Source organism: Lentisphaera araneosa HTCC2155 (assembly GCF_000170755.1).
In the GTDB taxonomy this organism is placed as follows: Bacteria; Verrucomicrobiota; Lentisphaeria; order Lentisphaerales; family Lentisphaeraceae; genus Lentisphaera; species Lentisphaera araneosa.
In genome coordinates this window covers 280,017-299,688 of the sequence record NZ_ABCK01000005.1, presented here as the reverse complement: position 1 = coordinate 299,688, position 19,672 = coordinate 280,017, and the positions used below count along the sequence as shown (strand labels likewise).

Genomic DNA, 19,672 nt, shown 5'->3' with positions numbered 1-19,672 from the left:
TTTTTAAAGTCCTGAGAGTGGGCACGTAGTCCATGTTTAGTCATGCAAAAATATAAATAAAGCATGCACCATTTGGTGCATGCTTTATTTATTATACAGAAGCCTCTTAGGCGGGGGCATTTTTTATCCGTGTAATGCATGTGAAAGAGTACTTATCTAAATCATTTCTTAAATAAAAGAGCGATAAAATTGATGTGACTTGTAAAGGTTCGTTTTTACTCAGCGGTTATTAATTCAAAACAACTGGAGTTATTAAAAATGAAAAAATTATTATTTACATTGGCGGCCTTAGGCGCTGTTGCCGCACAGGCAAAAGACAAAGAGTATAAAGTGGAAATCCCCCTCGAAAAAGGTGAAGCTTGGTGGGGCGGTTTAAGTGTTGATGGTCATAAGATGCCATACGTTGAAGAAACGGATTATACGAGAGATTTACTCGGTAATAATTACGGTAATCAGGCTCAGCCATTGTTAGTATCGAATACCGGTCGCTATGTTTGGTGTGAAGAGCCCATGAAGTATGAATACAAGAAGGGTAAGCTCGTCGTCAGCTCTCAGTTTTCTGAGATTAAATGGGGTGATGCAGGTGATACACTAAAAGATGCTTATGAGTATTCTTCTAAAAACTTCTTTCCATCTGATGGTAAACTTCCAGATGAACTACTTTTCACTGAGCCTCAGTACAATACTTGGATTGAGCTCATGTACGACCAAAACGAAGAAGACATTCTTGAATATGCACAAAAACTTATTGATCAGGGTTACCCACCGGGTGTCTTGATGATCGATGATAACTGGCAAGAAAACTACGGCGTATGGGAATTCTCTGCAAAGCGTTTCAAAGATCCTAAAGGTATGATCGATAAGCTCCACAAGATGGGCTTTAAAGTGATGATGTGGGTTTGCCCTTTTGTGACTGCGGATAGCGCAACTTACCGCCACTTAGCAAAAGAAGATTTACTTCTCCGTGATCCAGGTAAAACTCAAAATATCCTCTGGGCCAATACATCGAATAAACCAGCGATTGTACGCTGGTGGAATGGCGCGAGTGCTTGTCTTGATTTAAGTAACCCGAAGGCAATGGATTGGTTCAAAGATCAGCTCGATCACCTCGTTGAAGAGTATGGCGTAGATGGCTTTAAATTTGATGCTGGTGATGCGCGTTTTTATAAGAAGGGCGTGGTATCTAAAAATCATACACACGCTAATGATCACACGATCTACTTTTCTGAACTCGGTCTTCATTACCCTCTCAACGAATACCGCGCTTCTTGGAAGCTTGCCGGACGCCCACTAGCGCAGCGTCTTCGTGATAAAAAGCATAATTGGGGTGATATGGGACAACTCATTCCAGGCATCATTGCTCAAGGTCTGATGGGTTATGCCTTCACATGTCCAGATATGATTGGAGGCGGTGAGTATCAGTCCTTCCTAAAAGCGGACAGTATTGACGAAGAATTAGTCGTTCGTTCAGCGCAGTGCAGTGCACTTATGCCGATGATGCAGTTTTCCGCAGCCCCTTGGAGAGTTCTTAGTCCTGAAAATGCTAAAATCTGTAAGGATATGGCGACTCTTCACTCAAAGTTTGGTCAAGACATTTTAGATATGGCAAAGAAATCTGCGAAAACGGGTGAGCCCATTGTGAAGTCACTCGAATACCTCTTCCCAGAAGGTGAATATGAGAACATTCAGGACCAGTTTATCCTTGGCGATAAGATAATGGTGGCTCCAGTATTAACTCAGGGAGCTCGCTCACGTGAAGTTGTTTTTCCAAAAGGTACTTGGAAGGGAGACGACGGATCCACTGTTGTCGGCCCCAAGACTATAACTATCAATGTACCGCTTGAGCGTTTACCTTGGTATGAAAAAGTTCAAAATGCAAAATCTGTAGCAAGTAAGTAAAAAAAAGGGAAAATATGAAGGTACTCAGTTTATTAATCATTTTAGCTTTTGTTTCATGTGATAGTGGAATGAAGGGTGTAGAAAAAGAGGCAACACAAGTACCTTCAGTTCCCAAACCGGTGTTAAAGGATTTATCATCTCCTCCTCAAAGTATGAGTCCTGGCCCTTATCGCTACTGGCCAAAGTATGAAAAAACTCCTGTTACGGAGATGAAGGCTGCTGAGTGGCATGAAGGCGATCATATTAGCTCTGGCTGGGATTGGTCCTTACCGGCTCATGTAAAACCAGATCCTAATGGGCGCCTGTGTATTGCGCGTTTGAATCGCCTGAACTACAAGGCCGAAAAATCTTTAAAAGAAATCAAAGCACCAGTTACACCGGTTTTAGCTCTATGGATAAAGTGGAAGGATATGGAGCCTGTTGAAGGCCAGTATAACTTTGATTTGCTCAATCAGAAAATTAATGAAGCTGCAGAAAAGGGCTATAAAGTCGTTTTTCGCCCCTTATTTTCGGCTACTGTTTTTGCTCCCGATTGGCTTAAAAAATATAAGATCCCACATCGAAAGGAATACAAAGCTGCAAAAGTAATCAACTACCAGGTTGACCATCCAAAATTTCATTCTAGGTATTTGAAATTTATTAAAGCTATGGGCAAAAGTAAAATTGCTGAAAACCCAAATTTAGTGGGCACATTTTTTGGTTATGCTTCACCGAGTTATGGAGATGAAGGAATTGGTCCGCACGGCAAAGATCCCGATAAAATCCCTCATGTTGTTGAACGAATTAACGCTTGGGCTCAAGCTTTTAAGGACTACGAAAATAAGGTCTTTATGGGTGGTTGGTCAAAACTTGGTGTTAAGAAAGGCTTTGGCTTGCGCCGGGGTTTTGTAGAAATGTATCTCTATCATCTTCCCAGCGAAGAATCGGGTCAGCTTTTGGATAAGGATTTTCACCTTGATGTTGATGAAGATAGCTTTGCGGTAGATGGCCGTTTCAACGGCGATGAAAATGAGGAATATGAAGAAAGCTGGGCAAGTGCAAAAAGAGGCTTCCGCTTTGGTAAGAATACAAATTCTTTCTCTTACCGTTACTTCACCTCCAATTTGCGGGCCCTGCAAATGAGAAGTAATTACCTGCTTTACAATGATTTTTCTCTCATGCCCGAGCAATTGGTATGGGTCGGTCAAAGTATGGGGAAATCCATTGCCGATAGTCCAGATATTTGGTGCGCACTTCGCGAAAGTTATATTAAAAGATGGAGCTTTAGAAATTATCCACAGGATTACTTTTCTGAGAGTATAAAAGATAAAGAATTTATACCGGTTAAGAATTTTGAACGCGGACTTAAACAGCGTGATACAGCTGAATTCAAAAGTGAAGCTCTCGTAAAAGTTTCCCATGGGGTTCATCAATGGATGACTCCCAAGGACCGCAGTTATGACTTAATTGCTCGCAAAGCGGATCAATTAGTTTTTAATATTGATAGCCAATGGCTAGCAAAATGCGGTGAAGACATAGCCCTAAAAATATCTTATTTTGATCAGGACAACGGCGAAATAAAGCTCAAAGGTTTTAATAAGAGCCAAGTCCTTTTGAAAGGCACAAATGATTTAAAAACAGTGACCTATTTTATTAAAAAATCTGAAATTAAAGATCAGCAAATTATCATTGAAGGCGGAGCTCCCCTTTCATTTGTTCGCTTGATCAAAGTGAACCCCTAAGGAGATGCAAGTGCTCAAATTCATTCTTACTTTATCGCTATGTTTTAGCTTGATTTCTATACAGGCTGAGGAATCGGTGGCGGACTTAAAAAAGAGGGGACAAGCTTTTATGAAGAAGGCCAAGCCTCTCAAAGAAACTGACAAAGTAAAGTACTACAAGCTTAGGGCTCAAGGTAGTGAGCTCTTGGCTCAGGCAAGGATGATTGAAAATGCTCATGAATATGAAAAAATGATCGCTAAGCTCGATGTCGTTAAACCTCAAAAGAAAAGAAAGTTATTGGCTTATTCTCATACTACGGGCTTTCGTCATGGGTCCATTGAATTTGGCACAAAAATGCTGACGGCAGTAGGTCAACAAACGGGTGCTTATGAAATTTATCACACTGAAGACGAAGCTATTTTTACCGATGAATCACTAGCGCAATTTGATGGCATTATGATTATTAATGCGACTCAGAATGCGATTGTTTCTCCTAAAGCTCGAGCTGCTTTCGAAAAGTTTTTTGAATCTAAAAAAGGCTTGATCGGCATTCACGCAGCGACCGACTGCCACAAGGATTGGGCCAATTATAAAGAGGCCATAGGCGGTTTATTTAATGGTCACCCTTGGTGGGCCAAAGAAACGGTGACACTCTACAACGAATGCCCTGACCATGCTTGTTCAAAAATGATTCCCCAAGGCTATCAGATTAATGATGAAATCTATCAGTATGAAGATGATTCGCATTTTACTCGCGAAAAGCTTCGCATACTTGTCAGCCTAGATATTTTCGCACCAGGAATGAAACGCGATAAAATGAGACGTAAAGATAATGACTACCCCGTTTCATGGGTCAAAACTTACAAAAACTCAAATGTGTTTTATACCAACCTCGGGCATAATCAATCTACCTATGAAAATCCCATTGCTCTCCAGCATATGGTCACGGGTATTCAATTCGCCATGGGGGACATCGAAGCCGACACAACTCCAAGTGCGAAAATTGGTAAGTTTCCGAAGAGTGAGTAGGATCGGGATTTATCCTTAAGGTGGCGCCTAAGAGCTTAAGGTATCGCTTCGCTCAAGGTATCGCTTCGCTCAAAGTATCGCTTCGCTCAAAGTATCGCTTCGCTCAAAGTATCGCTTCGCTCAAAGTATCGCTTCGCTCAAAGTATCGCTTCGCTCAAAGTATCGCTTCGCTCAAAGTATCGCTTCGCTCAAAGTATCGCTTCGCTCAAAGTATCGCTTCGCTCAAAGTATCGCTTCGCTCAAAGTATCGCTTCGCTCAAAGTATCGCTTCGCTCAAAGTATCGCTTCGCTCAAAGTATCGCTTCGCTCAAAGTATCGCTTCGCTCAAAGTATCGCTTCGCTCAAAGTATCGCTTCGCTCAAAGTATCGCTTCGCTCAAAGTATCGCTTCGCTCAAAGTATCGCTTCGCTCAAAGTATCGCTTCGCTCAAAGTATCGCTTCGCTCAAAGTATCGCTTCGCTCAAAGTATCGCTTCGCTCAAAGTATCGCTTCGCTCAAAGTATCGCTTCGCTCAAAGTATCGCTTCGCTCAAGGTTAATTTTGTAGAATGGATTTTCTTAGTGATTGAATTGAAGTAGATAGTTTTTTGTATGAAGTAATTAAACCATCACTTTGGTCTTTTGTGAGATAATTAAGTTTATTAGCTAAGTAGAGCATACTTCTTACTTCGCCACTTGAGGCTTTTGATATCAAGAGGAATCTGGCAAAATCAGCTTTGCTTTCCCGCTCAAACCCTTCTGCGATATTATTCATTACTGAAACAGCAGCTCTTTGAATTTGATCTTTAAATCCGTAATCATGGCAGGCTTTGAAAAGCGCATAAATTTGAACTGATAAGTCTTGAGAACTTTGCCAAATATTTAATTCTTCAAAAGAACGTGCATACATTATTTACTCCTCCATTTTATAAAGAAATAAACAAACTTACCGAACTAAATTCAAACTTTTAATACTTTAAATTCCACTTTGAGGACAAAGTCCGATACCTTAAGCCGCTAGGCGATACCTTGAGAGAAGCGATACTTTGAGGGCGCAGACCGAACCTTTAACCTGATTCCCAAGCACTCAGCTTCCTATTCATAATGCTCTCTAAGACGTTTGATTTCGTCGGTAATTTTCTTTTTGACGCGATTTTTAAGGAGATAAACTGATTCGATTTTTATCTCCAGTTCTTCGGCAATACTCTCATTGGATTGACCGTTCATGCTCATTTCAAAAACCTGCACAGCTTTGCCTGAAAAGCTTTTACGAATGTTTTCCAAAGCCATGTTGGTAATAAAGATTTTCCATTCTTTTTCAGCCATAGAGTCAATTTCTGGTTGAGAGAAAGAACGAATCGTTTCACATTCGTTTTGTGCTTTATCGTGCTTGTTGGAGTCACGTACTTTTTTGCGAATATAGTCTACTGCAGTACCGTGAGCTAAAGTGGTCAACCATGTACGAAATTTTGAGCGTTCCCGATCGTATTCGAATTTTGGGATTTGTTTCCAAACTTTCAGGAAAATCTGCTGACAGATGTCTTCTGAATCACTTGCGTTGATATTCATACGACGAATAATGACGTAAAAATAAGATTTATAAAACTCAACAAACTCGTTCCAAGCGGCTTCGTCATCTTGGCTTTGAACTCGTTGAATAAGTGTTAGTCGCGTTGAGTGCTCAATTTTGCTCACGATTTCTCCTAATTAGATAAACCTAGTGTATTAAACAAAGTTAGTTCGTCAAGGTTTATCATATCGGACTTCGTCCTCAAGGATCGCTATATGAACTTAGGATTCTGTTGCAGGAATTAATTATCTGAGGGCTGACCACTGTTCCTTCTGTGTATTTTAAACTACCACCTAAACGAGCATCGCGAGTGCTTCCTAAGTCGAAGACGCTAGCCAAGGCAACTTGTTGCCGCAAGCTAACTCGGAACGAGCGCTACCTTGAGCGCAGCGCTACTTTAAGGCGAAGCCGATACCGATTTATTTTATCGACATCTGACTATGCTTTCTGAGTTCTTTACTGAGTTCTTTTATGACTGAGGCGTACTCGGGCTTTTGGGCGAGGTTGACTTTTTCTTCCGGGTCATTGTTGTGATCGTAAAGCTCCAAGCCGGCATCGCCCTCCATCCATTCGGTATAGCGCCAGCGCTGGCTGCGAATCGAGTAGCCTTGCTTATCTACGGTGTAGTAATTTTGAGAAATGGCAGGTGCCAAGCGCTCTTTTTTTGGATTTTTCATATAGGAAACGAGGCTTTCTCCATCAAGCTTGTCGTAGGCTTCATCGAAGCTAGCGTCAATGAGTGTGGGGTAGATATCCAATAATTCTACAGGCTGCTCAAATTTGTTGGCTTTTTGACCGGGAATAGAGATCATCATGGGCGAGAGCAGGGCACGTTCGAAGTTCTTTGCTTTGTACCAGAGGCCTTTTTCGCCGAGGAAGTAACCGTGATCCGACCAAAAGACGATGATGGTTTTTTCGAGTAAGTGATTTTCTTCAAGGCAGTCTAAAAGGCGGCCGACTTGGGCGTCGAGAAAGGAGATCGAAGCATAATAAGCCTGCTTACATTTTTTGGCTTGCTCGTGATTGGCTCTGTGTTTGTATTTACCAGATTTCGTAAGTGCCATGGGAGGGACATCATCTAAGTCTTTTATCGCTTCACTAAAGTTTTCTAGTTCAATTGACTCCATGGGGTAGAGGTCAAAGTATTTCTTGGGTGCCACATAGGGGCAGTGGGGGCGAAAAAATCCGCAGGCCACGAAGAAGGGGATATCCTTATTATTTTCGATCATCTCAATAGTTTTGGATGTTACCATGCCGTCGGTGTGCTCTTCATCTTCACTCACAGGATCCCAGTAAGACATGGAAATGCCGAGTTGACCTTTTGTGCCGTTTTTATGACCTGGGAAGCGAATGATTTTTTCTTCGTGTTTTTTATCAATGCCCACAGGATTGTGACGTTGCTGCCAAGAGAGCACGTCATCGGCACCATCGCTGCCAATGCCAGCAGGATTGTTGTAGTGATAGATCTTGCCCGCACGACCTGAGAAGTAACCTTTTTTCATGAAGTACTGAGGTAGAGTGACGACATCTGGCACCTTCTCTCTGATTTTATCATTGAGCTTATAGCATTTGCTCGTATTGGGTCGCAAACCTGACATCACACTCGCTCTACTGGGGCCGCAGAGGGGCTGTTGGCAATAAGCTTTGGTAAAAGTGGTACTCATTTTTGCCAAGCGATCGAGATTTGGAGTTTTGACAAAAGTATTGCCGTAGGGACCAATGTCATTATTGAGGTCATCAGCAGAAATGAAAAGGATGTTATACTTCCCGTAGGCGGAACTCATTAGAACGAGCAATGTGATAAAAAATTTCATAGTTTTCCTAAAGTTATTTACCTACTAATCGACTGGAGGCAGGGCAATATTATCAATTTTGCTTAAGAAAATCCCAAAATAAATAATTTCGCGGTGTATTTAATGAGAAATGATAGGGCTTCATCAGTGAAACTTATTGGGATCATGGTTTTGAGCCTTATCTTTTTATCAAATAAACTTAATACGGCCTGATGTGGATTTAGAAAATTTAGTCAACAATATCAATGAAAACTTGGATGATCTCTTTGATGATGATTCTTCTTTCGACGATGCTGTTTTATTCCCTTTACAAGAAGGCTTAGCTCATTCAGTTATCTATACTGAGGAAGAGGAAGTTGCTCGTGGGGGGGAAAAGAAGATTATCCGTGCCTACGATCACAAAGGCAAACGCAAGGTGGCTATAGCCCGTCCCCTAGATGAGTCCAAAGAGGGCGTCGAACGCTTTTTGCGGGAAGCGCAAATTACTGCTAGTCTTGATCACCCCAATATCATTCCCATTTATCGCATTGACCAAGATGAAGACAAAAGGGTTTATTATGCCATGGAGCTTTTGGGAGGTGAATCTTTTGGGGACTTGATTCATAAATACCATTCCAAAAGTGAGGGCGTTTTAGAAGATTTATTAGAGGTGCTCATTAAAGTTTGCGATGCGGTGGCTTATGCTCACACTAAACAGATCCTTCATTTAGATTTAAAATCGGATAATATTTTAGTGGCTCCCCATGGGAAAGTGGTACTCATTGACTGGGGTTTGGCAAAGATAATACACGATTCAGACGAGCTTTATTTCAACGAATCGGAAGTAGGCATTGAAGAACTAAATGACATGACTCGCTTGGGAGAACTCAAGGGCTCTCCCGGTTTTATGGCTCCTGAACAAGCCGGTTTACAGGGCGATAAGACTGAGCAGACCGATATCTATGCACTCGGAGCCATTCTTTATCAAGTACTGACTGGAATGGCGCATGTGGAGGGGGGAGATAGTCAGGAAATTCTCAAAAACACCCGTGAAGGAAAAGTGCAAGAGGCCAAAGATCGCGCGAATTGTAAAGTTGACTTAAGTTTAAATGCCGTGTGTATGAAGGCCCTCAAATTAGAAGCTGAAAAACGCTATTTAGATGTGAATGAATTCCGCAGTGAAATCCAAAAATATCTTCGAGGTTTTGCGACTCAAGCAGAAAGTGCGAGTTTCGCAAAATCACTCAAATTACTTTACTTCAGGAACAAGGTCCGCTGCCAAATTATTCTCATGTCCTTAGTTATTATTGGAGCTTCAACTTTTACCTTTATTCAGCAGCTCAAAGCGAGTGAACTCAAAGCCCTTGCAGCCAAAGAAAATGCGACGACCGCAAAAGAGAATGCGATAAGCTCAAAAAATGAAGCTGAAAAATCTCTTGAGCTTTATGAAGAAGAACGCAAACGACGCAAGATGCTTAGGCTCAAAATGGGTGATGCGATTTTGGAATTCAAAAAATCATTTGAGGGCGATGCTAATCTTGAGGAAAACTTTAATAAACTCATGGTAGGTGCCTCGATTGTACGCAGTCGAAAGTTTGATTTCGAGGGTGCTTTGGAATTGGTCGAGTTGGCTTTGAGAAACGATCCGGATAATGCCAATGCGCTTGCAGAAAAGGGCTTTATACATCTCATTCGCCAGGAATTTAATGCGGCAAATCAGGCCTTTAGCAAATGTATGACTCGGTCACCCCATATTTTCGTTTTGCTACGAGTCACTCAAAAATATTCTGGTGTTAAGCCTGATGACAATGAGCAACTTAGCCTAAAAGATTTAAAGCAATATGTCGCCGACATACCGCGAGGTAGGGGCTGGTTGAAAATGTATGTGCTGAATCATCAAAGCCAGTATTACCCAGATGCTATGAGACAAGCTGAATTAGTGAAGTTTTATTTGCGTTTCAATAATCCTAAATTGCCAGAAGATTTTAACTTTGTCTATGACCCGAAAAAGAGATCTTTAGATCTTTCCAACAATCCCGAATTATTAATTCTCTCCTCCTTAGGAGGACCGAACTTTACTCAAAGTTCGATGTTCGACACCTTAAATATAAAATCCCTGAATATCAGCAATACCAAAGTGAGAAATATTAACACGCTGAATACCCTCGACTTAAAAACTTTAGATGTACGTGGCACCAGAGTTAAGCTGGAGGAACTTTGTAGGTACGCCAATGTGGGAACGATGATCACTCTTCCAGGCCAATTGGACTTTGAGCCTAAAAAGATGAAGGTGATAGAGCGTAATTAAAGCTTTTTGATCTTAAACCTGAATCCGTGAGCTACATTAAGTTAATCATCTTGGTCTATCACCTTCATTGACTTACAACTTTTTTCAAAAGACCTACGGGTATTCCTGCAAAAAGTTGTAAAGTTCTGAAAATAAAAAACCTACGAGATTATTCCAAAGCCAGCTCACGGATTCAGGTTAAAGATAAAGAACGGAATGTACTTCTACGCTTTATTCTTTTGTAAGCTCAACCTTTTTATCGACGATTTGCAGGTTCTCCTCTAACATTTTCAAGGTTTCCATCTGTGCAACACAGCAGCTTATATTAGGGTTTTGCAAACCCCAGAGATAGGCCTTGGAAAACTTACTCAGATTATCCTTGACAATAGAGCAGTTAAGTTTTTCTATACGCCATTCTGGATTATTTTTCACGAGGGCTCTGGCCACTTTCATTGCCAGTACTCCAACGCCCGCTTTTTTGGCCCTGGCGATTGGTCTTTCCAGTGCGGCATGATTGGCGATGTTATAGGCGACCATTACGGCATCGTAATAAGCGACATCGATGGTTTTTTCGAGATTGTATTGAACATCATTGTGAAAGGAAACAGCTGAGGCGCGAATTTTGCCCTGCTGTTTAAATTCTGCAAATAATTCACGCAGAATTTCATCGTCCATCATTTCCGGCATGGAACAGCCGTGGGGGAAGTGAAGGATATCGACGTAATCGGTCTGCAGGCGTTTTAAGCTTTCATCTAATAATTGACGTGCAGAGTTTTTGATTTGCTCACGCCATTCTTTTTTATAGCCGTATTCAGTTAAAACGACGTGACGGAAGTAGCTTTTCTCAAACTGTTTCTCCTGACCACGAAAATAATTGATATGATATCCCGGTTTGGCAACGGCTCTTTCTTCAATCATCTGCAGTGCCTTGTCATGCATTTGCTGACGTTTACTAGCGGAAACTCCTTTGAGCATTTCTTTTATTAATGCGTCAACTTTTTTATAATAATTACTGAGTTTAGTCGAAATGAAAAACTTTTCGCGCTCAGTAGTGTTTTTCAGATAATTCCCCAAAGTGTTTTCCACTCTTCCCTTAGCATAACCACTAGCTGTATCGAGATAATTGACACCTCGTTCAGCTGCTTTTTCGATTAATGGGATAAATGACGGCTCCTTGAAAGGCAAGGTGCCCAAGGTGATTTCAGAGACCATGAATCCGGTGCGCCCGAGCATTCTGTAAGTCATATCGGATTGCTTATTACGCCAGACTTTTTCTATGGTTTCGGGTTTAAATTCTTTTGCCACAGGATCAGGCTCAGGGTTAGGACTTTGGGCTTTGAGTATGGAGGGTGCAAGTGTCAGTCCCAGAGTGGAGGTGACCGAAGTGCCAAAGAAACGGCGTCTGGAAAAATTATTTGAGTTCATGGAGTCCTTTGTTTTCGGTTTTTTGTACTTTGAGCTTAAAGATAGTTTTAAATAAAAAGAGGAGATAGTTGCTTGAGCTGAGCAAAATGCAGTGTGAGAAAAACCAAACTTCATTTCAAGAATCGTATTTTGACTTATATATAAATCGCATCCAAAAATAAGACCTTTACAAAGATAAATTTTTTATAATACAATTGTATGGGCTGATGATCTAAAGTGATACTTTTCTAGAAAATATAAATAATGGATCTGTCATTGTGAACTAATTCACTTTAAAATTTAAGGTGAATGTATAGATGGGGATAGTTGATTGCGTTTAGTGATGAAATGACTTGCTGAAAATCATCAATTGTCTTGAACTAATAATGATGCTCAGTGATTCTATAAATAACTTTGATTGCTAAAAGGGTTAGCTATGAACAAACAACTGCTCAATATTTCAATGATAATAATGCTTTTTACTTTGTGTGGTGCGAATACACTGCAGGCCAAGTCAACAAAAGATATGAATGTGCTTTTTATTGCCATTGATGACCTCAACGACTGGATCGGCTGCTTTGAAGGCAATCCTCAAATCAAAACTCCCAACTTTGATAAGTTTAATGCCAATGGCGGTATGGTGATGTTCGACGCTCATTGTTCATCCACCGTTTGCGGTCCATCGCGTTCCTCACTACTAACGGGTAAACACTGCTACAAGACCGGAGTGTACGGCAATAAAACTAATCTTAAGGATGCACCAAAGACAAAAGATGTGCTGACGATCCCTGAATACTTTAGTAAGCATGGTTATCATTCTTTATCCATGGGCAAGATTTTTCATAAACATGGCACAGCCGTGGCAGGTAAACTAGATCATGGAGAATGGGCTTTTGATGAATGGCACAAAGCCAGTGGTTATGCAGCGCCAATTAATAAGCAGCGACCAGCCAATGGCATCAAACCCTTGGATCATGAAAGAGGTTACCATAGAACCGGTTTTGATTGGGGAGCCACTCAAGGTAATGATGAAACAAAAATGAAAGATTACAATACGGTAAAATGGGCCTCAGAGCAGTTCAATACTCGCGACTTCGATGGCAAACCTTTTTTCATGGCCTTGGGAATCAGTCAGCCCCACCTGCCTTGGTATGTACCACAAAAATATTTTGACATGTATCCGCTGGATGAAATTGATCTTCCCAAAACCCTTGCCAATGACCGCGATGATATTATTAGCGATAAAGGCAAGCCCTTATATGCCTTAAGTACCACCTGGGAACGTTTTGAAAAAGCTGATAAGCACAAAGAGGTGGTGCAGGCTTATATGGCCAATGTCTCATTTGTCGACGATTGTTTAGGCGTTTTACTCGAGGGTTTAAATAAGAGTAAATACGCAGATAATACCATTGTCATTCTCTGGGGAGATCATGGCTGGCACCTAGGTGAAAAACAGCGCTATGGTAAAACATTGCTTTGGCAAGAATCGGCTCGTGTACCGATGATGATTAAAGTGCCTGGAGTGACGCCTAAGAGCAAGCGCTGTAATGGTGTGGTTAACCTCATTGATATGTACCCAACACTTGCCGATTTATGTGGTTTGCCTCCTTACTCAGAAAATGATGGACGTAGCTTTGCTGAACTGGTACACAATCCGGATATGACTTGGGATAAGCCTACCTTAACGACTTACGGTATGGGCAACCATCGCATCTATGACGGTCGCTACAGTTACATTATCTACAAGGGTGGCGAAGAACTCTATGATCATAAAACAGATCCAATGGAATGGACCAATCAGGCTCGCAATCCCGAGTTCGCATCCATAAAGAAGAGGCTGCACGCTTTCGTCCCCAAAACTAATGAGCCGACCTCACCCATAAATAAATTCGATGGTAACAAAAAACCTAAGAAAAAATAGTAGCGCACTTCGTGCTTAGGTAGCGCTTCGCTTAGGTTGCGCTTCGCTTAGGTTGCGCTTCGCTTAGGTTGCGCTTCGCTTAGGTTTCAGATGATAGATAAAAAACTAATTGGCTTATGGCAACACCTGGGAGCGCCGATTGCTAATCGGCATTAACTGCATGTGAAGATATTCAACCACGGATAAACACGAATAAACACAGATAGGGATCGCTTTGCTTTGCTTAGGTAGCAGGTGTTTGATAAGCAGCTGGGAGCTCCGCATTCCAATGCGGTATTAACTACATGTAAAATTTTTCATCCACAGATTCACACGGATTCACCCAGGTAGTGACTACTTCGCTTAGGTAGCGCTTCGCTTAGGTAGCGCTTCGCTTTGATTTCAGGAATCATTTGACAGATTAAAATTTTCTGTGTTGTTTTGTGATTTTCTGTGGTTAAATAAAATTATCTAATATTAGAAAAAAATCGAATCACTAAAGAGCATAAAAAAGCACAAGAATCCTAATGAATTTACATAAGTAATACGAGCGCCTAATTAATAATGTTTTATGATATATGCGTCGTTCCTTTAGAACGGGATGGGGCTTAAATGTAAGGTCCTATGGTTAAAAACCATAGGCTGAATTATGCTTTGTGCCTTTGGCACGATTACAGTTAAATGCTTTAGGTTTGAATGAAAATAATTGCCAAAATACTTATATGTTTTTTTGTGAAAACCTTGAGTGAAGAGATACCTAAGAACGCAGTGCGCTTCCTAAGGTAACTTGTTGCCGCTACCTTGAGCGAAGCGACATCTCTCTGTGTTTATCCGTGGTTCAATTTAGCTCTATAAAAAATATCTTTGCGGAGTCCGTAATAGGGTGCCGCATTGGAATGCGGGGCTCCCAGCTGCTTATCAAACACCTGTTTCCTGTCACCTAAGCGAAGCGCTACCTAAGCCGACAGGCGCTTCCTAAGCCGACAGGTGCTTCCTAAGGCAACTTGTCACTACGCTCAAACTTGGGTTTGTTTGAGCTTATATTGAAAAATAATGTTTTTCTATGTAAAGAGCGTCCCAGTTGTGTACGATTAAAGGTGTAGATTTTAAAACACAGGAAAAATGAATTATGATCAAAAAGTTTCTTACTCTCTTATTTTTGGCCTCGGCGGCCACAGCCAATGAAAAACCTAATGTTATCTTGATTAATTCAGATGATTATGGCATCGGCGATGTCAATTGTTATAATCCGGATTCGAAGTTCTACACACCCACACTAGATAAGCTCGCGGCTCGCGGCATGCGCTTTACGGATCACCACACGACGGCATCAACTTGTGCACCAACGCGCTACAGTATTTTGACGGGGAACTATGTTCAGCGTGGTTTAAATCCTCGCGGCGTATGGAATTATAGTACCAAGAGTCAGATCCTCCCTGATCAGAAAGTTACTATTGGTAAGCTCATGCAACAGGCGGGCTACAACACGGCTATGCTGGGAAAATTTCATATCGGCGGAACTTTTTATGAGCGTGGATCAGATAAGCTTGCGGAGAATGAGAAAGACTATAAAAAACTCGACTTTAGCCGTCCCTTTAAAATGGGGCCATTAGATTTGGGTTTTGATTATTCCTTTATTCTGCCCAATGGTATCCAAGAATCGCCTTATGCTCACTTTGAAAATGATGTGATGATTGGCGATCAGGATGATTTGAGATTACAGGAAGGTCGTTGGACACGTGCAGCGAAAGGCCAAAATACTCATCGTGGTTACTATCAGGTGGGCATGCCATATTGGGATTTTTTACAGGTGGGACCAACTCTCGCGAATAAAGCTCTTGGCTTTATCGATAATCATTATAAAGAAAATGAGGATAAGCCCTTCTTTTTATATTTCTGTACCCAAAGTATCCATGGGCCCAATACGGCAGCTAAAGAAATTAATGGTATTCAAGTTGAAGGGATTACGGCTGAGCGTCATCCTGATAAAAAGGGGAATTACAACTTCTGTTCTTATGGCGACTTTGTTTATGAAACGGACGTAACACTTCGTCTAATTATGGAGAATTTAGAAAAAAAGGGTGAGCTCAAAAATACTCTCATTATCTTCACTGCAGATAATGGAGCATCTCCGGGGGCGTATCCCTTTGGTCAAGACTCCAGTGGGATTTACTCTGGTTTCAAAGGTTCCATTTGGGAAGGTGGTCATCGCGTTCCTTTCATTGCAGCTTGGGGAGATGGTACAAAAGAAGGTTCGGTTATTGAGCCGGGTACAGTGAATGATAACCTCATTGGTCAGCAAGATATTTATGGGACTCTCGCAGAATTAACGGGTCAATCTACTCTACAGGGCGCTTGTGGTCAGGACTCAATTAGTTTCCTCTCACAATTAAAAGGTGATTCTAAATCAACTCGCGAGTATATGTACTCGCAGGGTAAAATCGAAGCTCGTATACGCAAGCCAAAAAAGGGTGGTTCAAAAGATCCAGAAGCTCGCATGATGCGCAAAGGCAAGTGGAAGCTCTGTGTTCATTGGGATATGAAAGACAAATCACTTAATAATAAGCCTTTTGCTCTGTATAATCTCGAAGATGACCCACAGGAAGAAAAAGATTTACTCAAGAACCCTGAATATAAAAAGATGGTTGATGAGATCATGCAAGAAGTACTTAAAGTTGCCAGTATAAGATAGTTAAATTTTTCAAAGCAATGGCTTTAGATCAAGTTTTAGAACAGGAAAAGAAATGATTAAAAATATAATCTTTGCGGCACTCTTTTTAGTGGCTTCACTAAGTGCGGATGAACTTAAAAAGACCAAAGTTCAAGTGCCGACTTTTCCTCATGAAGCGGCTGGGATTTATTCCTGGTGCAATTGGTCACCTAGAAAAACGAATCGTCAGACCGCACCTGATTTACGCGGGGTTGCCATTGTTTTAACTTGGAGAAAACTGGAGCCACGTGAGGGTGAGTATAAATTTGATGAGCGCTTTGGTGAATTACTCAAGCAAGCTCATGAGAATGATTACTACGTGCACACCATGATTTGGGTGGCACCAGGGACACCTAAATGGCTCTATGAAATCGGAGTTCCCAAAGTCGAGACGGATCGTAAAACTAATGCTTTGGGTGAAGCGACGAATCAAACCGCATTTCCCTATTATTTTGATGCGCTCTACCAGGAAAAGTACTTCAAATTACTGAAGGCCTGGGCCCAATATATTGATGCTTTACCCGAGGAACTTCACAAGCGCATTCTTTTTGTTCAAAGTTGCGAAGGTTCGACGGGTGACGGTTGGGGCTATAAAGGCAATCCCTTGGATAAAAAGTACGCTATTAGCCGTGAGCAATGGGATGATTATCGCATCAAGGTTTGGGGCAAGATGAAAAAGTATTTTCAGGAAGAAGTAAAGAGGCCGCTGCCCATAGCGGTGAACTCCGATGCAAATACTGAAAAATCTAATCTTTGGTTAGAGCAGAATTTAGGTGATTATGGATTGAAAATGGGAATGTCGAGTCATGGTTATCACGTTAGTGAAAATAGGGACCGCTTAAAAGCCTGGGAACAAACAAAGGCGAGTAATGGGCACCACTTTTCTCGAGGTGAAATGGATGGTGAACTCTACAAGATGAATTGGTCAAAAAGAGATGTTCCTATAGTTCTCTATTGGTCGGGACTCTTTTCGCTGCACATGAACTTGGATGTGTGGAATATCCCTCAGGGTGCCTTGGTAGATTCGGATAATTCTCATGCATTTGAGTTTTTTAATGAGTACGCTCCCATGCGGGATCCGCAAAAATCTAAGAAGGGTTTTTGCGCTCTTCGCAAAGGTTTAGATGCCTCTGATACAAAAGAATTTCCTCTAGCTGAATTTGGTTCAGGTAAAGAAATGGCAAGATTTGATAAAAAACGTTATGCGGATATTGCTGAAAAATTTCAAGCCTATGGAGCTCAGCAAAATGATACTAAATCAGCTATGGGCGGTGGCATGGCTAATCGCAATCGTACCGGAGTTAATGATGTGGGCTGGGGGATTATCTCAGGTAATTACGAACGTTTTGTTCATCAAGTGAAGCCCGATCAAAGCAGTCAGCCCTGGTGGAGTGTGGATAATTCGCTTTATGGGCGTTTTACCCGCTCATTTGGCATTAAGGGCGGCAGCATGTTTTTTAAACTGAATGAAGCTTTTGCGAAGAAGGCTAAAAAATTAAAATTGACAATTAGCTATCTCGACAAAGGTACTGGCCGTTGGCGAGTAAAAACCCCTCAGGCCGGTCTCAAGACTATTGAATGCAAAAACTCAGGAGAATGGAAGAAGGCCGAGTTTATTTATGAATTTAGTGCAAAGGCGAATGAGGAACCTGCTGATTTCATCATTAAAAAACTTTCAGATGAGGATGTACACTTTCACCTTATAGAAGTAGAAAAACTATGATTTTTTTATTTCTTGATCAGAAACTCATGCAAGAAAGCGATTATTGAGGAGAATATTTATTTAAATTATAAACATTAAGCTTATTGCTGTTAAGTTAAGCCCAGGTCAAGTGAATAAATTAGAGAGTATTATTTATAAATTAGGAGAAATAATGTTTTTAAAGAAATTGCTTTTCACAGGCATGTTAGGTGCGATGGCACTTTCAGCTTGTGCTAAAGAAAATCAACGTCCCAATGTGGTGTTCATTCTTACGGATGATCAGCGTGGAGATGCAGTAGGTTATCACAAGAAGCCTCTACTTGGAATCGATACCCCAAGTATTAACAAAATTGCAGCTGAGGGTGTGCAGTTCGAGAATATGTATTGTACAACTTCTCTCTGTTCCCCAAGTCGCGCGGCCTTTCTTTCCGGAACGTATACTCACACACACAAAGTGTACGATAACTTTACCGATTACCCCCATGACCTCAAGAGTTTTCCGCTGCTACTTCAGCAGGAAGGCTACACAACGGGTTGGATTGGCAAGTGGCATATGGGAGAAGAAGACGATAGCAAACGCCCAGGTTTTGACTATTGGGTAACCCACAAAGGGCAGGGTAAGTACTGGGATACCACTTTCAATGTTAATGGCGAAAGAAAGAAAGTCCCAGGCTACTACGCTCACAAAGTGACTGACATGGCGATTGACTTCCTCAATAAAGTTGACAAAAGCAAGCCTTTTGCTCTGTGTCTCGGTCACAAAGCTCCTCACGGACCTTTCATTCCGGAAGCCAAATACGATAGCATTTACAACGATACACCAGTTCCTTATCCCGATAGTTCTTGGAAGCTCGGCGATAAACCAAAATGGATTGTCGACCGTCTCCCAACCTGGCACGGTATTTATGGTCCTCTTTATGGTTTCCGTAAAGACTTTCCCAACGATAAAGCTTCTGCGATTGTCGATTTTGAACACTTTGTTCGCAGCTACACGGCCACGATCAATTCGGTAGATGACAGCGTAGGTCGCATTTATGATCACCTGGAAGAGATGGGCATTTTGGATAACACCATTCTCATCTTTACTTCTGATAATGGTTTCCTCCTCGGTGAGCACGGTATGATTGATAAAAGAACCATGCATGAAGCGAGTGTCAGTATTCCACTCACGGTTCGTTTCCCAAAGAAAATCAAAGGCGGTACAGTGATTAAAGAGCAAGTGCTTTCCATTGATATGGCACCAACAATTATGGAACTCACAGTCGGCAAGAAAATGCCTTCAGCTCAAGGTCTTTCCTGGGCAACTTTACTCGACGACACCAAAGATGCTGAGTGGCGTAAAACTTGGCTCTATGAATACAATTATGAGGTTCAGTTCCCTTACACGCCAAATGTTCGCGGCATCCGCCATGGCAAATGGAAGTACGTTGCTTACCCACATGGTGATGGCGGTAAATTGCGTCACATGGAAGAGCTTTACAATATGGAGCGCGACCCTTCAGAGAGCAGTAACTTAGCCGAGGATCCAGCATACGCTGATATTAAATCCATGCTTGCCATGGAGTTGGCAAAAACTCTCAAATCTACGGGAGCTAATCCCGATAAGATGCCGATTGATCAAGGCATTAAAACGGAATTGCCCGAAGAGTCCATTCGCTAAAGATCTCTTCATAATCATTTCATTAAGCTCCATCATTCATGCTGATTGATGGAGCTTTTT

13 protein-coding genes are annotated in these 19,672 nt (G+C 41.6%); 9 read left to right on the top strand and 4 right to left on the bottom strand.

The features are described from left to right. Positions 1–258 precede the first annotated feature (258 nt). From LNTAR_RS06970 to LNTAR_RS06955, 4 genes are read left to right on the top strand one after another with little or no spacing between them, the layout of a single operon-like run. Positions 259–1,899 carry a glycoside hydrolase family 31 protein gene (locus LNTAR_RS06970; RefSeq protein ID WP_007277956.1) on the top strand — a complete coding sequence of 547 codons (1,641 nt, stop codon included), beginning with the start codon at positions 259–261 and terminating at the stop codon, positions 1,897–1,899. 14 nt (positions 1,900–1,913) lie between these two features. After that, positions 1,914–3,620, top strand: a complete 1,707-nt coding sequence (locus tag LNTAR_RS06965; RefSeq protein WP_007277955.1) for a beta-galactosidase — start codon at positions 1,914–1,916, stop codon at positions 3,618–3,620. Positions 3,621–3,624: 4 nt separating this feature from the next. Continuing rightward, complete coding sequence (locus tag LNTAR_RS06960) at positions 3,625–4,629, top strand: ThuA domain-containing protein (protein ID WP_040914375.1); 1,005 nt, start codon at positions 3,625–3,627, stop codon at positions 4,627–4,629. Between the two features lie 20 nt (positions 4,630–4,649). Continuing rightward, positions 4,650–5,207, top strand: a complete 558-nt coding sequence (locus LNTAR_RS06955) for a hypothetical protein (protein ID WP_007277953.1) — start codon at positions 4,650–4,652, stop codon at positions 5,205–5,207. Here LNTAR_RS06955 and LNTAR_RS06950 read toward each other — a convergent pair. From LNTAR_RS06950 to LNTAR_RS06940, 3 genes are all read right to left on the bottom strand, one after another. Then, on the bottom strand, positions 5,164–5,517 hold the full coding sequence (locus tag LNTAR_RS06950; protein ID WP_007277952.1) for a four helix bundle protein: 354 nt from the start codon (positions 5,515–5,517) through the stop codon (positions 5,164–5,166). The two genes, LNTAR_RS06955 and LNTAR_RS06950, sit on opposite strands and share 44 nt — an antisense overlap. A 185-nt stretch (positions 5,518–5,702) precedes the next feature. Further along, on the bottom strand, positions 5,703–6,302 hold the full coding sequence (locus LNTAR_RS06945; protein WP_007277951.1) for an RNA polymerase sigma factor: 600 nt from the start codon (positions 6,300–6,302) through the stop codon (positions 5,703–5,705). 294 nt (positions 6,303–6,596) lie between these two features. Then, the gene (locus LNTAR_RS06940; protein WP_007277950.1) at positions 6,597–7,991 is read right to left on the bottom strand and encodes a sulfatase; all 1,395 of its coding nucleotides are present in this window, start codon (positions 7,989–7,991) and stop codon (positions 6,597–6,599) included. Between the two features lie 193 nt (positions 7,992–8,184). Here LNTAR_RS06940 and LNTAR_RS06935 point away from each other — a divergent pair, with 193 nt between their 5' ends. After that, positions 8,185–10,257 (top strand): serine/threonine-protein kinase, encoded by a 2,073-nt coding sequence (locus tag LNTAR_RS06935; protein ID WP_007277949.1) that lies wholly within the window; start codon positions 8,185–8,187, stop codon positions 10,255–10,257. A gap of 210 nt (positions 10,258–10,467) precedes the next feature. Here LNTAR_RS06935 and LNTAR_RS06930 read toward each other — a convergent pair whose 3' ends face one another. Continuing rightward, complete coding sequence (locus LNTAR_RS06930) at positions 10,468–11,661, bottom strand: aldo/keto reductase (protein WP_157473336.1); 1,194 nt, start codon at positions 11,659–11,661, stop codon at positions 10,468–10,470. Positions 11,662–12,076: 415 nt separating this feature from the next. Here LNTAR_RS06930 and LNTAR_RS06925 point away from each other — a divergent pair, with 415 nt between their 5' ends. The 4 genes from LNTAR_RS06925 to LNTAR_RS06910 all read left to right on the top strand — a co-directional run bounded on the left by LNTAR_RS06925 (position 12,077) and on the right by LNTAR_RS06910 (position 19,612). Then, entirely contained in the window at positions 12,077–13,561 is a 1,485-nt protein-coding gene (locus LNTAR_RS06925; protein ID WP_007277947.1) for a sulfatase, read from the top strand. 1,108 nt (positions 13,562–14,669) lie between these two features. Continuing rightward, on the top strand, positions 14,670–16,232 hold the full coding sequence (locus tag LNTAR_RS06920; RefSeq protein WP_007277946.1) for a sulfatase family protein: 1,563 nt from the start codon (positions 14,670–14,672) through the stop codon (positions 16,230–16,232). Positions 16,233–16,284: 52 nt separating this feature from the next. Next, complete coding sequence (locus LNTAR_RS06915; protein WP_007277945.1) at positions 16,285–17,973, top strand: beta-galactosidase; 1,689 nt, start codon at positions 16,285–16,287, stop codon at positions 17,971–17,973. Positions 17,974–18,124: 151 nt separating this feature from the next. Further along, positions 18,125–19,612, top strand: a complete 1,488-nt coding sequence (locus LNTAR_RS06910; RefSeq protein WP_007277944.1) for a sulfatase family protein — start codon at positions 18,125–18,127, stop codon at positions 19,610–19,612. Positions 19,613–19,672 lie beyond the last annotated feature (60 nt).

What these genes read in the sequence shown, in the direction of transcription:
- LNTAR_RS06960 (WP_040914375.1), top strand. Translation starts at nt 3,625, where the DNA reads ATGCAAGTGCTCAAATTCATTCTTACTTTATCGCTATGTTTTAGCTTG.
- LNTAR_RS06925 (WP_007277947.1), top strand. Translation starts at nt 12,077, where the DNA reads ATGAACAAACAACTGCTCAATATTTCAATGATAATAATGCTTTTTACT.
- LNTAR_RS06930 (WP_157473336.1), bottom strand. Translation starts at nt 11,661, where the DNA reads ATGAACTCAAATAATTTTTCCAGACGCCGTTTCTTTGGCACTTCGGTC.
- LNTAR_RS06920 (WP_007277946.1), top strand. Translation starts at nt 14,670, where the DNA reads ATGATCAAAAAGTTTCTTACTCTCTTATTTTTGGCCTCGGCGGCCACA.
- LNTAR_RS06950 (WP_007277952.1), bottom strand. Translation starts at nt 5,517, where the DNA reads ATGTATGCACGTTCTTTTGAAGAATTAAATATTTGGCAAAGTTCTCAA.
- LNTAR_RS06940 (WP_007277950.1), bottom strand. Translation starts at nt 7,991, where the DNA reads ATGAAATTTTTTATCACATTGCTCGTTCTAATGAGTTCCGCCTACGGG.
- LNTAR_RS06915 (WP_007277945.1), top strand. Translation starts at nt 16,285, where the DNA reads ATGATTAAAAATATAATCTTTGCGGCACTCTTTTTAGTGGCTTCACTA.
- LNTAR_RS06965 (WP_007277955.1), top strand. Translation starts at nt 1,914, where the DNA reads ATGAAGGTACTCAGTTTATTAATCATTTTAGCTTTTGTTTCATGTGAT.
- LNTAR_RS06910 (WP_007277944.1), top strand. Translation starts at nt 18,125, where the DNA reads ATGTTTTTAAAGAAATTGCTTTTCACAGGCATGTTAGGTGCGATGGCA.
- LNTAR_RS06970 (WP_007277956.1), top strand. Translation starts at nt 259, where the DNA reads ATGAAAAAATTATTATTTACATTGGCGGCCTTAGGCGCTGTTGCCGCA.